14 protein-coding genes are annotated in these 13,300 nt (G+C 58.6%); 9 read left to right on the forward strand and 5 right to left on the reverse strand.

Going from position 1 to position 13,300, the window contains the following annotated elements; all coding sequences use genetic code 11:
• Window positions 1-54 precede the first annotated feature (54 nt).
• The gene (locus DHN10_RS14330; RefSeq protein ID WP_108816018.1) at window positions 55-1,866 is read left to right on the forward strand and encodes an ABC-F family ATP-binding cassette domain-containing protein; all 1,812 of its coding nucleotides are present in this window, start codon (window positions 55-57) and stop codon (window positions 1,864-1,866) included.
• Here the strand turns inward: DHN10_RS14330 and DHN10_RS14335 are convergent.
• Together DHN10_RS14335 and mazG are read right to left on the reverse strand one after the other, a co-directional pair.
• Window positions 1,863-2,579, reverse strand: coding sequence for an SDR family NAD(P)-dependent oxidoreductase (locus DHN10_RS14335; protein WP_108816019.1), 717 nt, complete (start codon window positions 2,577-2,579; stop codon window positions 1,863-1,865). The two genes, DHN10_RS14330 and DHN10_RS14335, sit on opposite strands and share 4 nt — an antisense overlap.
• Before the next feature lie 69 nt (window positions 2,580-2,648).
• Window positions 2,649-3,479 carry a nucleoside triphosphate pyrophosphohydrolase gene (gene mazG, locus DHN10_RS14340; protein ID WP_108816020.1) on the reverse strand — a complete coding sequence of 277 codons (831 nt, stop codon included), beginning with the start codon at window positions 3,477-3,479 and terminating at the stop codon, window positions 2,649-2,651.
• A 63-nt stretch (window positions 3,480-3,542) separates the two neighbouring features.
• On the opposite strand from mazG, the gene DHN10_RS14345 reads away from it, so the two are divergent.
• From DHN10_RS14345 to DHN10_RS14380, 8 genes are all read left to right on the forward strand, one after another.
• Window positions 3,543-4,700 carry a M20 aminoacylase family protein gene (locus tag DHN10_RS14345; RefSeq protein ID WP_108816021.1) on the forward strand — a complete coding sequence of 386 codons (1,158 nt, stop codon included), beginning with the start codon at window positions 3,543-3,545 and terminating at the stop codon, window positions 4,698-4,700.
• A gap of 50 nt (window positions 4,701-4,750) precedes the next feature.
• On the forward strand, window positions 4,751-5,719 hold the full coding sequence (speB, locus tag DHN10_RS14350; protein ID WP_108816022.1) for an agmatinase: 969 nt from the start codon (window positions 4,751-4,753) through the stop codon (window positions 5,717-5,719).
• Window positions 5,719-6,063 (forward strand): hypothetical protein, encoded by a 345-nt coding sequence (locus DHN10_RS14355; RefSeq protein ID WP_108816023.1) that lies wholly within the window; start codon window positions 5,719-5,721, stop codon window positions 6,061-6,063. The genes speB (DHN10_RS14350) and DHN10_RS14355 overlap by 1 nt, the downstream gene beginning before the upstream one ends.
• Window positions 6,056-6,997 carry an agmatinase gene (gene speB, locus DHN10_RS14360; RefSeq protein ID WP_108816024.1) on the forward strand — a complete coding sequence of 314 codons (942 nt, stop codon included), beginning with the start codon at window positions 6,056-6,058 and terminating at the stop codon, window positions 6,995-6,997. The genes DHN10_RS14355 and speB (DHN10_RS14360) overlap by 8 nt, the downstream gene beginning before the upstream one ends.
• Window positions 6,998-7,057: 60 nt before the next feature.
• A complete protein-coding gene (locus DHN10_RS14365; RefSeq protein WP_108816025.1) occupies window positions 7,058-7,495 on the forward strand; it encodes a DUF1499 domain-containing protein in 438 nt (145 codons plus the stop codon).
• 19 nt (window positions 7,496-7,514) lie between these two features.
• On the forward strand, window positions 7,515-8,570 hold the full coding sequence (gene prfA, locus DHN10_RS14370) for a peptide chain release factor 1 (protein WP_108816026.1): 1,056 nt from the start codon (window positions 7,515-7,517) through the stop codon (window positions 8,568-8,570).
• Window positions 8,571-8,603: 33 nt separating this feature from the next.
• Window positions 8,604-9,473, forward strand: a complete 870-nt coding sequence (gene prmC, locus DHN10_RS14375; protein ID WP_234417143.1) for a peptide chain release factor N(5)-glutamine methyltransferase — start codon at window positions 8,604-8,606, stop codon at window positions 9,471-9,473.
• A gap of 206 nt (window positions 9,474-9,679) precedes the next feature.
• On the forward strand, window positions 9,680-10,225 hold the full coding sequence (locus tag DHN10_RS14380; RefSeq protein WP_108816086.1) for a DUF4167 domain-containing protein: 546 nt from the start codon (window positions 9,680-9,682) through the stop codon (window positions 10,223-10,225).
• A 48-nt stretch (window positions 10,226-10,273) separates the two neighbouring features.
• On the opposite strand, the gene rsmA is transcribed toward DHN10_RS14380, so the two are convergent.
• The 3 genes from rsmA to DHN10_RS14395 are packed head-to-tail and all read right to left on the reverse strand — an operon-like array spanning window position 10,274 to window position 13,298.
• Complete coding sequence (gene rsmA, locus DHN10_RS14385; protein WP_108816027.1) at window positions 10,274-11,113, reverse strand: 16S rRNA (adenine(1518)-N(6)/adenine(1519)-N(6))-dimethyltransferase RsmA; 840 nt, start codon at window positions 11,111-11,113, stop codon at window positions 10,274-10,276.
• Complete coding sequence (pdxA, locus tag DHN10_RS14390) at window positions 11,110-12,072, reverse strand: 4-hydroxythreonine-4-phosphate dehydrogenase PdxA (protein ID WP_108816028.1); 963 nt, start codon at window positions 12,070-12,072, stop codon at window positions 11,110-11,112. The genes rsmA and pdxA overlap by 4 nt, the downstream gene beginning before the upstream one ends.
• On the reverse strand, window positions 12,072-13,298 hold the full coding sequence (locus tag DHN10_RS14395; RefSeq protein WP_234417144.1) for a peptidylprolyl isomerase: 1,227 nt from the start codon (window positions 13,296-13,298) through the stop codon (window positions 12,072-12,074). Before DHN10_RS14395 ends, pdxA begins: the two co-directional genes overlap by 1 nt.
• Window positions 13,299-13,300: the final 2 nt, after the last annotated feature.

Below are 13,300 nucleotides of genomic sequence, written 5' to 3' on the forward strand. Positions count from 1 at the left end.
GTTGAAGCATTTGACACTCTTGCACACATCGGCGCACTGCCATAGCAGGCGGATATGGCCAAAGCACCCTTACTCCAGCTCTCTGATATTGCCCTGACATTCGGCGGCGACCCTGTGTTCGAGGACCTCTCGTTGGTCATTCAGCCTGGCGACCGTGTGGCCCTTGTGGGGCGTAACGGATCGGGCAAATCGACCCTGATGAAGGTCATGGCGGGGCTGGTGCAGGCTGACAGCGGCACGCGTGTGGCCACACCGGGCGTGCAAGTCGGTTACATGGAACAAGACCCGTCGATGGCCGGCTATGCGACCTTGGGTGACTATGCCGCCAGCGGGCTGGACCCAGAAGAGGCCTATAAGGTCGAGATGGTAGCAGAGGGCCTGAAATTTGACCCCTCAGGTGATGTGAATACCGCCTCTGGCGGGGAACGCCGCCGTGCTGCCCTGGCCAAGCTGATGGCCGAAGCGCCGGAACTGATGTTGCTGGATGAGCCGACAAACCACCTAGATATCGAAGCGATTGCATGGCTTGAGGCAGAGCTGAAACAAACCCGCGCGGCCTTTGTCCTGATCAGCCACGATCGGGCATTTCTGCGTGCGCTCACCCGTGCCACGCTTTGGATCGACCGGGGGCAGGTGCGTCGGGCCGAACAGGGCTTTGAACGGTTCGAAGAATGGCGCGACAAGATCTGGGATGAAGAAGACCAGCAACGCCACAAGCTGAACCGCAAGATCAAGGCCGAGGCACGCTGGGCGGTCGAGGGCATCTCGGCCCGCCGCAAGCGTAACCAAGGCCGGGTGCGGGCGTTGCAAGAATTACGGGCGCAACGGGCCGCACAGATCACGCGGCAAGGCACTGCCGCCATGGCCTTTGACGGGGGCTCAACATCCGGCAAGAAGGTGATGGAGGCCTTTGGTCTGTCCAAATCCTTTGATGGCAAGTCCATCGTCAAGAACTTTGACCTGACCGTGCAACGCGGTGACCGCATTGCCTTTGTCGGCCCCAACGGGGTAGGCAAAACAACCCTGATCAACATGTTGCTGGGGCAGGTGGTGCCTGACGCGGGATCCGTGAAACTGGGCACAAACCTTGATATCGCTGTCTTTGACCAGACCCGTGCAGCACTGAACCTTGATATGTCGCTATGGGAAAACCTTGCCAATGATCCCGAACTAGGGGTGTCGGGCAAGTCTGATCAGGTCATGGTGCGGGGCACTCCGAAACATGTGGTGGGGTATCTCAAGGACTTCCTCTTTGACGAAGCGCAGGCGCGGGCACCGGTTCGCGCGCTGTCCGGCGGTGAAAAAGCGCGGCTGCTGCTGGCCCGTCTGATGGCACGGGAAAGCAATCTGCTGGTGCTGGACGAACCGACCAACGATCTGGACATCGAAACGCTGGATCTCTTGCAGGATATTCTGGGTGACTACGACGGCACGGTGCTATTGGTCAGCCACGATCGGGATTTTCTGGACCGGGTTGCAACGACAACCATCGCGATGGAAGGCAACGGGCAGGCGGTGGTCTATGCCGGTGGCTGGACGGACTACCGGACGCAACGCGGTGGCGATTTTGTCGAGGCAAAAACCGCGAGCAAGCCTTTGGCCAAGAAGGCAAAGCAAGAGGCAAGGAAGGCCGCCACTACGGGCCTGTCCTTTACTGAAAAGCACCGCCTGGAAGAATTACCCGGCGTGATCGACAAGATCACAGCCGAGATCGGGAAGCTGGAACAATTGTTGGCCGACCCCGCACTTTTCACCGAAAACCCAGTGAAATTCCAAAAGGCGAGCGACGCGCTGGTGGCACGGCAAAACACATTGTCCGACGCCGAAGACGAGTGGTTGATGCTGGAAGAGAAAGCAGCAGGCTAAGGCATCCGCAACGCCCCATCCAACCGGATGGTCGTGCCGTTCAAGTAGTCACATTCCACAATGAACTGTGCCAATGCGGCAAATTCTGCCGGATCACCCAAACGGGCCGGATAGATCACGTCCTTGGCCAACCCCGCCATGACCTCTTCGCCCAGACCTTCCAACATCGGCGTGCGGAAAATTCCCGGTGCGATGGCCATAACGCGGATGCCATTGCGGGCCAGATCGCGGGCCATGGGCAAGGACAATCCAGCGATGCCCGCCTTTGAGGCGGCATAGGCCGCCTGACCCTTCTGCCCGTCAAAAGCCGCCACAGAGGCGGTATTGATGATCACACCCCCGTCCTGCATGCGGGCCGCAGCCAGACGGCCCACATTGAAAGTACCAGAGAGGTTGATGCCAATCGTCCGCGCAAAGCTGGCCTGATCATGCGGACCATCGCGGCCCAGTGTCTTTTCAGTGGTGGCGATACCGGCGCAGTTGACCACCACATTCAACCCGGTGACCCCATCAAATCCGGCGGCCACGCTGGCCTCATCGGTCACATCGACCACGGCAAACCCGGCACCAATCTCGGCTGCAAATGCAGCACCCGCCGGATCACGATCAAAGATCGTTACCTGCGCGCCCGCCGCCGCAAAAGCACGCGCCGTCGCGGCCCCCAAGCCCGACGCGCCACCTGTCACCACTGCAACACCATCGCTTATCTGCATCTCACCCTCATCTTCTTTTGTTCTGAAATATCTTCGGGGGGGGCGTCAGGCCGGGGGCAGACAGCCCCCTCAACATCCGTTTTGCCCATGTTTCTCTGCGGCTTTCACCTGATCCCACAAGCCATCCATTTCGACCAGATCACTCATTGCAGGGGTCTTGTCACGTGCCGCAAGGGCATCTTCCACTGCCTCAAACCGGCGGGTGAATTTGGCGTTGGTGCCACGCAGAGCTGCTTCGGGATCGATCTCCAGATGCCGGGCCAGATTGGCCACTACAAACAGCAGATCGCCAAATTCCTCTTCGACCTCAACCTGCGACAGCTGATCGCGTGCTTCGACCAGTTCACCAGCCTCTTCGACAATCTTGTCAATGACATGGGACGTATCAGGCCAGTCAAAGCCAACCCGCGCTGCGCGCTTTTGCAGTTTCACAGCGCGGGTCAATGCGGGCAGTCCCGTTGCCACACCGTCAAGCGTGCGGGTCTGGGCCTTGCCTGCACGCTCTGCGGCTTTGATCTTTTCCCAATCGGCGGTCTGCTGTTGGGCGGATTTGTCGCGGGATTCGCTGCCAAACACATGCGGATGGCGCGCCACCATTTTGTCACTGATCGCTTTGACGACGCTTTCAAAGGTGAAATGCCCGGCCTCTGCGCCCATTTGAGTATGATAAACGGTCTGGAGCAGCAGATCACCCAACTCACCTTCCAACTCGGTCCAGTCGCTGCGGGCGACGGCATCGGCAACCTCATAGGCCTCTTCGATGGTGTAAGGGGCGATGCTGTCAAAATCCTGTTCGATGTCCCAGGGGCAGCCGGTATCGGGATCGCGCAGGCGGCGCATGATCTCCAGCAGGCGCGGCATCCCGCCATTGGGATCAAGAATCAATGTGTTATCAGCCATTGCACAGGGCCCCTTGTTACGGTCAACTGCGAACTTAAGGATAGACAGCCCGGAGCGCCAGAGATGCCCGTCATCAACCGTATCGCCGATTTTGCCCAGGATATGACCGGGTGGCGCAGGCATCTGCATGCACACCCAGAATTGCAGTTCGACTGCCATCAGACTGCGAAGTTTGTCGTGGCGCGTTTGCGCGAATTTGGCGTGGATGAAATCCACGAAGGGATAGCGACCTCTGGTGTGGTGGCCATCCTCAATGGTGCGGCAGAGGGCCCCACAATTGGTCTGCGCGCTGATATGGACGCGCTGCCCATGGATGAGGAAACAGGCCTAGACTATGCCTCGACTATTCCGGGCAAGATGCATGCGTGCGGGCACGACGGGCATACGACCATGCTGTTGGGTGCGGCGCGTTATCTGGCGGAAACCCGGAACTTTGCGGGCCGCGTGGCCTTTATCTTTCAACCCGCCGAAGAAGGCGGCGGCGGCGCACAGGTGATGGTGCAGGAAGGTGTGTTAGACCGGTTTAACATCGCAGAGGTCTATGCGCTGCACAGCGCGCCGGGCACGCCGGTGGGCGATTTCTACACCACGTCGGGGCCGATTCTGGCCGCGGTTGATACGTTTCATATCCATATCACTGGCGAAGGCGGTCACGGAGCATACCCCCATGAAACGGTTGACCCGGTGGTGGCGGCTGTTGGCATGGCCAACGCAATTCAGACGATTGTTAGCCGCAATCACTTTGCCCAAGACGACTTGGTTGTTTCGGTCACCCAGATCCACACAGGCACCGCCGACAACATCATCCCCGAAAAGGCCTATATCAACGGCACCGTGCGCACGTTCAAATCCAGAACCCAAGACATGGTGCGTAAACGCCTGACAGATATCGTGGCGGGGCAGGCGGCGGCCTTTGGTGTCAAAGCCAAGCTGGACTATGACGTGGGCTATCCCGCGACGATCAATGATCCTAAGAAATCCGCGTTTGCGGCCAGTGTGGCAGGCGAGGTTTCCGACAACGTTGACCCGGACCGTCAACGCGACATGGGGGCCGAAGATTTCGCTTATATGCTAGAGGAACGCCCCGGCGCATACCTGTTTGTCGGCAACGGTGATACGCCCGGTCTACATCATCCGGGTTACGATTTTGATGATAATGCAGCCCCAGCGGGGGCATCGTTTTTTGCCCGGCTTGTCGAACGGGCCTTACCTGTCGGCTAAGGTTGCCACGGCCGCGTGAAGTTTGATTGGACATAGAAAGAGAGGGTCTGGTGACACTCGATAAAGCGAAAGAAGCGGTGGATGGGGCCTTTGCGGGCAAGGACCGGCGTGGGTTGGCATATGAGAACGCCTTTGGTGGGGCCACCTCGTTTTTGCGCCGGACCTATACCAAGGATCTGAGCGGGTTTGATCTGGCCGTCACCGGCGTGCCTTTTGATCAGGCGGTCACACATCGCCCCGGAACACGGTTTGGACCGCGCGCCATTCGCGAGGCGTCAAGCTTGCAACCCTATGACCCGCCTTATGGTTGGGATGGCTTTGACCCGCTAAGCGAATTCGCCATTGCTGATTTTGGCGATCTGGCCTTTGACTATGCCGATGTGCCCGGAGTCCCTGCGCTGGTGCAGGCGCATATCGCAGGAATTTTGGGGCAGGGCTGTCCGGCGATCACCTTGGGTGGTGATCACTTTATCACGCTGCCGATCCTGCGGGCCTATGCTGAAAAATACGGGCCGATGTCCGTGGTCCAGTTTGACGCCCATTCCGATCTGTGGCCCGACGATGATATGGCCCGGATCGACCACGGCACCATGATGTATAAGGCAGTGAAACTTGGGTTGGTGGATGTCACCCGTTCTGTTCAGGTGGGGATTCGCACGGAATGCGCGGACTATCTGGGCATGCCCTACATTGATGCGCGGACATGCCACGAGAAGGGCACCGCTTGGGTGACCGGGCAGATTAAGGAGCGGGTGGGCGACCACCCAACCTATGTGACGTTTGATATCGACGCGCTTGATCCCGCCTTTGCCCCCGGCACCGGAACGCCTGTGTGGGGTGGGTTGGCATCATGGCAAGCAGCGGCGATCCTGCGCGATATGGCAGGCATCAATATGGTGGGTGGCGATATCGTTGAGGTGTCGCCGCCTTATGATACAACAGGTGCCACTGCGATTGCTGGTGCGCATGTGGCAATGGAATTGTGCTGTCTGGCACTGTGGAACCGGAGGGCTAATTGATGCTAAATCGTATCCGCTATTTTGAGCCGGTGGGCCTATTTCTGATTCTTGTGGCTGTCGGTTGGGAAGTGTTCATAGAGGGCACGGTTAGTGGCGCGGCGATACGGGGTGAGTTTTATGGGGTTAAAGAGCAACTGTACCTTATTTGGTCATCACTCGGCGCTGTTGATGTAGTCGAGTTCCGAGCGGAAAATAGCGGACCCTTTTTCGATGCTTACCGCTCTGCTGAGAATATTCACGAAGACTTGGCTTGGGCCACAAATGTCAGATTTGCAATTTTTGCGATTGGAAGCCTGTTGATAGTCGTTGCAAAGATTGTGGAGATAGAGACACACGATGCCTAATCAACCAATCTCCGGCAATGATCTTGCCCGGTTTTCTGGGCCGCAGAGCTTCATGCGTTTGCCTGAAGTTCCCAATGCGGCGGGCCTTGATGTGGGCTTTATTGGCATTCCGATGGATATCGGCACCTCTTGGCGATCGGGCACACGGATGGGGCCGAAGCAGTTGCGCGAACAATCAGCGATGATCCGGCCCTATAATATCCAGACAGGGGCGGCACCCTTTGATGCTTTGCAATGCGCCGACCTTGGCGATGTGGCAATCAATACGTTTTCCCTGAGTGACAGTATTCGTTTAATTACAGAAACTTACACTTCACACCTCAAGCATGACATCATCCCAATGACGCTGGGTGGCGACCACACATTGACCTTACCCGTGCTGCGGGCGGTGGCGGCGAAACATGGGCCTGTCGCATTGGTGCATGTGGATGCCCATGCAGATGTGAATGACGAGATGTTCGGCGAGCGTGAAACCCACGGCACGGTGTTTCGCCGGGCTTATGAAGAGGGGATCATCACCGCTGACAAGGTGTTTCAGATCGGGTTGCGTGGCACTGGCTATACGGCAGATGACTTTACCGAAGCCGCAGGATGGGGCTTCAACCAGTATCTTGCCCCGGACCTTTGGCACAAATCACTGACGCCATTGGCCGCTGATATCAAAGCCAAGATCGGTGATCAGCCCTGTTACATCACCTATGACATCGACAGTCTTGATCCCGCCTATGCCCCCGGCACTGGTACGCCGGAAATTGGCGGGCTGACGACACCGCAAGCGATGGAGTTGATCCGGGGTCTGCGCGGGCTGAACATTGTGGGCTGTGATCTGGTGGAGGTCTCACCTCCCTATGACACGTCCGGCAATACTGCGCTAACGGGTGCCAACCTGATGTTCGAGATGCTCTCAATTCTGCCGGGGGTGCCGTACCGTTAAGGTACACATACCGGACATACCCTTTAAATAAAGCCATGCAGCAACGTGGCAAGGTTCAACATGATCAATCGCATTTTCCTTATTCTTATCGTGATCACGCTGGGGTTGTGGCTTTTTGTGCGGTTTGCGCCGCAGACCGTGGCACAGTGGCACCGTCTGCCCAACGTCGAAGGCCCCGGCGACACGTCAACCACAGGTGGCTTTCTCGCCGTTCGCAAGATGACAGTGCCCCGCCAAGAGGTCCTCGCGGCGCTGGATAGTGTCGCAGGTGCAACGCCACGCACCGATGTGATGGCAGGCAGCATCGCCGAGGGACTAATCACCTATCAGACGCGGTCAAAGCTGTGGGGGTTTCCTGACCATACCACCATCGGCACGCAGGGAGATTTGCTGATTATTCATGGCCGCTTGCGTTTTGGCCAGTCTGACTTAGGCGTCAACAAAGCCCGCATTCAGGCGTGGCTCGTAGCACTTGGCCCCTTGACCGAACCGCTGTGATCGGCCACAGCCGTTAACCATGATTGCTCCAGATAAAATAGCACAGTTGATTGATCGGTTTCAGTTTCTGGAAGCGAAAATGGCGGACGGCAGTGTGGGCAGCGATATTGCCAAGCTAGGTAAAGAGTATGCCGACCTGCGCCCGGTGGTCGAGACTGTCACGGCCTATAAGGCGCTGGTTGATCAGATTGCCGAGGCCGAGGCGATGCTGTCTGATCCCGAGATGAAAGAACTGGCAGAAGCTGAATTGCCCGGACTGCGGGCACAGGTTGCGGCCTCTGAACATGACGTGCAGCTTGCCTTGCTACCTAAGGATGCAGCGGATGGGCGGCCAGCCTTGCTGGAAATCCGCCCCGGTACCGGGGGCGATGAGGCCGGTCTGTTTGCTGCCGATCTGCTGCGCATGTACCAACGTTACGCTGATGCGCAGGGCTGGCGGTTCGAGATTCTGGAAGAAACCCAAAGCGAATTGGGCGGCATCAAAGAAGTTGTTGCACGCATCGCGGGCGAGGGCGTCTTTGCCAAGATGAAATACGAAAGCGGCGTACACCGGGTGCAACGCGTGCCGGAAACCGAAAGCGGCGGGCGTATTCATACTTCTGCCGCCACGGTTGCGGTGCTGCCCGAGGCCGAAGACGTCGATATCGAGATTAATCCAGCCGATATTCGCATTGATACGATGCGCGCGTCAGGGTCCGGTGGGCAGCACGTGAACACAACTGATTCCGCCGTGCGTATCCTGCATGAACCCACCGGGATTATCGTTGTCAGTTCCGAAAAATCGCAGCACCGCAACCGCGAGATCGCGATGCAGGTGCTGAAAACACGCCTGTTTGATCTGGAACGGCAGCGGGTGGATGATGAACGTTCAGCTGATCGCAAGTCTCAGGTGGGGTCGGGGGATCGGTCTGAACGCATCCGTACCTATAATTTCCCGCAGGGGCGCATGACGGATCACCGGATTAACCTGACGCTTTATTCTCTGGGGCAGGTGATGCAGGGCGATCTGGAAGAGGTGGTTGGCGCTTTGCAGGCCGATGCGCAGGCGACGTTGCTGGCAGAGATGGGCGCGTGAGTTTTGGGTTTTCGAGGCCACGCTAAGAAAACTGTGCAAAAGGCAATCAGCGACCTTGTTGAATACCTAAAGCAGGAACCCAATGTCGAATTTGGAAACGTGTTCGTACCCAACCCTGCGCGCGAAGCAAGGCTGCTGCTTGCCCACGCAATGAAGGTTGCGGTCGATAGGCTGACGCTACTTGCCTATGATGAGATCGACGAAGAAACCTTTGATCAGGCGCTCTGCCTCGCCCGGAGACGGGCTTTTGGAGAACCCACGAGCCATATTCTTGGCTATCGCGAGTTTTTTGGCAGACGTTTTTCGGTTGATGAAACGGTCCTTGATCCACGCCCTGAAACCGAAATGCTTGTGCAAGAGGCGCTGTCAGCTCCTTTCGGAAAGGTGCTTGATTTAGGAACCGGGTCAGGGGCGATCATCGTCACACTGCTCGCAGAACGAACCAAAGCAACTGGGATTGCTGGCGATGTATCGGAAACGGCTCTGCTTGTAGCGGCCAAAAATGCAGCGACGCTTGGTGTGACAGCTCGCCTGCATTTGGAGGTTTCTGATTGGTATGCGGCAATTGGCGGTAAATTTGACCTCATAGTCTCAAACCCCCCCTATATCGCCGTCAATGAAATGGATGGCCTCCAACCCGAGGTCCGCCTTTATGAACCCCGCGTTGCACTGACAGACGAGGCCGATGGCCTGTCTGCCTATCGCAAGATCACCGCGGGCGCGCCGGAACACCTTAGCGCTGGTGGGCGTCTGATCGTCGAGATTGGCCCCACGCAAGCGCAGGCGGTCGTCACTATGATGCAAAATGTGGGGCTGACGCAGATTCGCGTGATCCCCGACCTTGATGGTCGCGACAGGGTTGTGGTTGGGCAGATGCCCCGAATTCAGGCCATCCCCCGCTGATCAGGCTCAAAAACGCGGTGATTTGGCGATTTGGTCTTGTTTTGACGCCCCCTGCGTGTTTTATCATGCGTATCGGAAGGGTGAGGCCCGGTTTGGATGTCCCCCCGATCAGTCGCCAAAACATCGCAAGGCCATAGACAACAGACGCGCGAAACATGCGCGAGAGCGGCCAGCGCAACGACAGCCAAAGGCTTGAAAGCATATCAATGAGATCATCGAAGTCACGGTCGCGGAATAAGAACCGCAACAACCGACCCTCGGGCGGCAACATCATCAATCGGGTTTTTGACAGCTCCGGTCCTGATGGCAAAGTGCGCGGCACGCCGCAGCAAATTATCGAGAAATACAATCAGCTTCATCGTGACGCCGTTTTGTCGGGCGACCGCGTGGATGCCGAAAACTTTGCGCAACACGCAGAGCACTACACCCGCCTGCTGGCCGAAGCGCAGCGTGAAGTTGACGCCAAGCGCGAAGAGCAAGAAGAGCAAAACCGCGCACGCCAAGCAGAGCGTGACCGCGAGCGTCAGGAGCGCCTGAAAGCGCAAGAGGCCGCAGCGAATGATCCTGCCAGCATGGATCAACCGGATAGCGGTCAGGATGCCCGCAGTGATGATCAGGGGTCCGGTCTGGTGGAAACACCCGAGGAAAAACCCCAGCGCCCGCGCAGACAACGTGCCCCACGCAAGCCGCGCGCCAACGCTGATGAAGGCAACGCGCCCGATAAAGGCAACACCCCAGAGGCCGCTGAATAATCACAAAGCCCTTCGATTACGAAGGGCTTTGTTTTTGCCTAAGTGGCTTTAGCCACCATCAAGGCTACGCGCCAGCGCACAGAATGCCTCTAGCCCTACCTGTTCGGCCCGTTCGGTTGGTTTGATCCCCGCACCGGTCAAGTGATCCTCGATATCCGGGCTGACCGATTTCAACGCAGACCGCAGCATCTTGCGCCTTTGGTTAAAGGCCGCAGCCACGACTTTGTTCAATGTACCCGGATTGGCCGGATAGCGCGGTGCGGGCAGGGCCGTCAGATGCACAACGGCAGAATTGACTTTGGGCGGTGGGCTGAAGGCCTCTGGTGGCAGCTCAAGCACAATCCGCGCGTCCGTTCGCCACTGCGCGAGCAGGGCCAGCCGCCCGTAGGCTTTGCTGCCCGGTTGCGCCACAATCCGTTGCGCGACTTCGCGTTGGAACATCAGCGTCAAGCTGTCCCAGAAAGGTGGCCATGCGGGCGGGGTCAGCCAGCGCACCAGCAGTTCAGTGCCCACATTGTAGGGCAGATTGGCAGCGATCTTGATCGGGGCTGAAAGGTGTTCAAGCGGGTTCACGTCAAGCGCGTCACCGTTGATCGTTTGCAGCCGTCCCGGATAAGCGCCCGCAATCTCGGCCAGTGCGGCCATGCAGCGCGGGTCTTTCTCAATCGCCAGCACCCGGCGCGCGCCCTCTGCCAGCAATCCGCGCGTCAGCCCACCGGGGCCGGGGCCAATCTCAAGCACATCCGCTTGCGTCAGATCTCCGGCCAGGCGCGCGATCTTCGCAGTCAGGTTCAGATCAAGCAGAAAGTTCTGCCCAAGGGATTTCTTGGCCGCAAGATCATGCGTCGCGATCACCTCGCGTAAGGGGGGCAGGGCGTCGATGCTCATGTGCCCTCGTGCGCATCGGCCATTTGGGCGGCCATGCGGATTGCGGCGATCATCGAGGTGGCATCGGCGATGCCCTTGCCTGCGATATCGAAGGCCGTGCCGTGATCGGGCGAGGTACGGATGAAAGGCAGGCCAAGCGTGACATTGACCCCGCCAGAGAAATCCAGCGTCTTGATCGGGATCAGTGCCTGATCATGGTACATGCAGACTGCCACATCATAGTGCTGGCGCGCACCGGCGTGGAACATCGTGTCCGCTGACAGCGGCCCCGCAATGTCCATACCCTGCGCGCGCAGGGCGTCCAGAACCGGGCCGATCATCTCGCCTTCTTCGCCGCCCATCTTGCCGTCTTCGCCCGCATGGGGGTTCAGGCCAGCCACAGCGATACGTGGATTTGCGATGCCAAAATCCCGGCGCAACGCGGCATGGGTGATCAATAGCGTATCGGTCAGCAGGCTGGCCGTGAGCGTATTGGGCACGGCGGCCAGTGGAATATGGATCGTGGTCGGGACAACGCGCAAAGCGCGGCACGCCAGCATCATCACAACCTGCGAGGTGCCTGCCAAGGCAGCGAGATATTCAGTATGGCCGGGGTAGGCAAAATCAGCCCCATCAATCAGCGCGGCCTTGTGAATGGGGGCGGTGCAAAGCGCCCGAGCGGCCCCAGCACGGACCAGATCAACCCCGTCGCGGATGGCGTCGATGACCCCTTGAGCATGCAAGGGGTTGGGTGTGCCTGCCACGGCGGGCGCGCCAAAATCGCGTGCCAGCACGGTCAGTTTGGCAAGGTGAATATCGCTGGGATCCACTGCCTGATGCACAGGTGTGCCATCGGGCAGGTGGCGCGGGTCGCCGATCCACAACAGCGGGATTTCGGATTTGAGCGCTGCCCATGCGGCGACAGCAATTTCAGGCCCGATCCCTGCCGGTTCACCGCAGCTGATCGCAATCGGTTTCATCAGGGCCGGATGATGGCCGAGGCACGCAGATCTTCCAGCAGAGCGTCTGCCAGTGCCGCAAGACGCCGACTGCGAATTTGCCCGCGAATGGCTTCCCGGTTGGTTGTGCCGGTATCAACGTTGTTGCGTGCGCAAAGCATCAAAAACACCAACGTCTGCCCGTTGTTCCGGGTAAGGTTGGTGGAGATCTCACCGGGGTCCAGCCGCGCCAGTTCCAATGCGATGTCCTGTGAAATCTCGGATGGCGCCAGCGTCTGGCGATCCAAAACCTCTTGGGGTTGATTGCGGGCGACCCCATATAGGTCGTCACAGGTGTCCACCTGATCACGCACCTCTGTGGCCAAGGTGCGGCCCTCGTCGGTTTGACCGCCGGGAATATAATAGGCAGCATAGTCGATGCTCACCGGGGCCTGCACCGGGCGGCGCGCCTCGCGTTGGCCACGTTTTTGAAAAAGCGCGATGCCGTTGGGGATCTCGATGGGTTCCGTGATCTCGCCTGTTTCAAGATCAAGCAAAAGCTGGCGCAGCTGTGGTGGATAGTTGTCCACTGGCAACCAGTCCAGACGCCCACCATTTTCGCGTGACGGCAAGGCAGAGACCTGACGAGCGGCGTCTTCGAATTCAGCAAACGTGCGGAGCCGCGCGATCTGAGCTGCGACCTGAGCCGCGCGCGCGGCTCGATCAGGCGGAGCTGCGATGATGATTTCGTTCAACAGCACCTCAAGCTGCGTCGGGGATGCCCCCTGACGGGCCAAGGCGCGTTCAACGTCCGTATCCGAAATTCGTACTTCACGGCCAAAACGGCCACGGATGAAATTGCGCCACAGCACGCCGATCCGCACAAAATCCTCTAGAGCGCTGATATCTACCGCATTCTGGTTCAGCATGCGGGTGAATTCAGGCAAGGTCATGTTCGCGCGGCCTGCGAAGGCCTCAAGCTCTTGTTGCAACGCAGAATCTGACAGCTCGACGCCGAACCGCGCCATTTCCTTTTCCTTCAGGCGATCATTTATCAGCGCCTCGCGCGCGGCCTCTGTCACATCGCCCGGCGTGCGGAAGACCTGCAAAAGGCGGGCGCGCTGGTTCAATTCATATTGGGTGATCACGCGGTCATCGACTGTGATTGCGGGGGCCAGTTGGCCTTGTGCGACACCCTGCGTGCCTGCCGTAGCGACAAGCGCCACAGCCACCATCAAAGCCTGACCAATCTTGAAAAATCTTGTCATCA

Source organism: Loktanella sp. Alg231-35 (genome assembly GCF_900143545.1).
Taxonomy (GTDB): domain Bacteria; phylum Pseudomonadota; class Alphaproteobacteria; order Rhodobacterales; family Rhodobacteraceae; genus Yoonia.

What these genes read in the sequence shown, in the direction of transcription:
- DHN10_RS14330 (WP_108816018.1), top strand. Translation starts at nt 55, where the DNA reads ATGGCCAAAGCACCCTTACTCCAGCTCTCTGATATTGCCCTGACATTC.
- DHN10_RS14335 (WP_108816019.1), bottom strand. Translation starts at nt 2,579, where the DNA reads ATGCAGATAAGCGATGGTGTTGCAGTGGTGACAGGTGGCGCGTCGGGC.
- mazG (WP_108816020.1), bottom strand. Translation starts at nt 3,479, where the DNA reads ATGGCTGATAACACATTGATTCTTGATCCCAATGGCGGGATGCCGCGC.
- DHN10_RS14345 (WP_108816021.1), top strand. Translation starts at nt 3,543, where the DNA reads ATGCCCGTCATCAACCGTATCGCCGATTTTGCCCAGGATATGACCGGG.
- DHN10_RS14355 (WP_108816023.1), top strand. Translation starts at nt 5,719, where the DNA reads ATGCTAAATCGTATCCGCTATTTTGAGCCGGTGGGCCTATTTCTGATT.
- speB (WP_108816024.1), top strand. Translation starts at nt 6,056, where the DNA reads ATGCCTAATCAACCAATCTCCGGCAATGATCTTGCCCGGTTTTCTGGG.
- DHN10_RS14365 (WP_108816025.1), top strand. Translation starts at nt 7,058, where the DNA reads ATGATCAATCGCATTTTCCTTATTCTTATCGTGATCACGCTGGGGTTG.
- prfA (WP_108816026.1), top strand. Translation starts at nt 7,515, where the DNA reads ATGATTGCTCCAGATAAAATAGCACAGTTGATTGATCGGTTTCAGTTT.
- DHN10_RS14380 (WP_108816086.1), top strand. Translation starts at nt 9,680, where the DNA reads ATGAGATCATCGAAGTCACGGTCGCGGAATAAGAACCGCAACAACCGA.
- rsmA (WP_108816027.1), bottom strand. Translation starts at nt 11,113, where the DNA reads ATGAGCATCGACGCCCTGCCCCCCTTACGCGAGGTGATCGCGACGCAT.
- pdxA (WP_108816028.1), bottom strand. Translation starts at nt 12,072, where the DNA reads ATGAAACCGATTGCGATCAGCTGCGGTGAACCGGCAGGGATCGGGCCT.
- DHN10_RS14395 (WP_234417144.1), bottom strand. Translation starts at nt 13,298, where the DNA reads ATGACAAGATTTTTCAAGATTGGTCAGGCTTTGATGGTGGCTGTGGCG.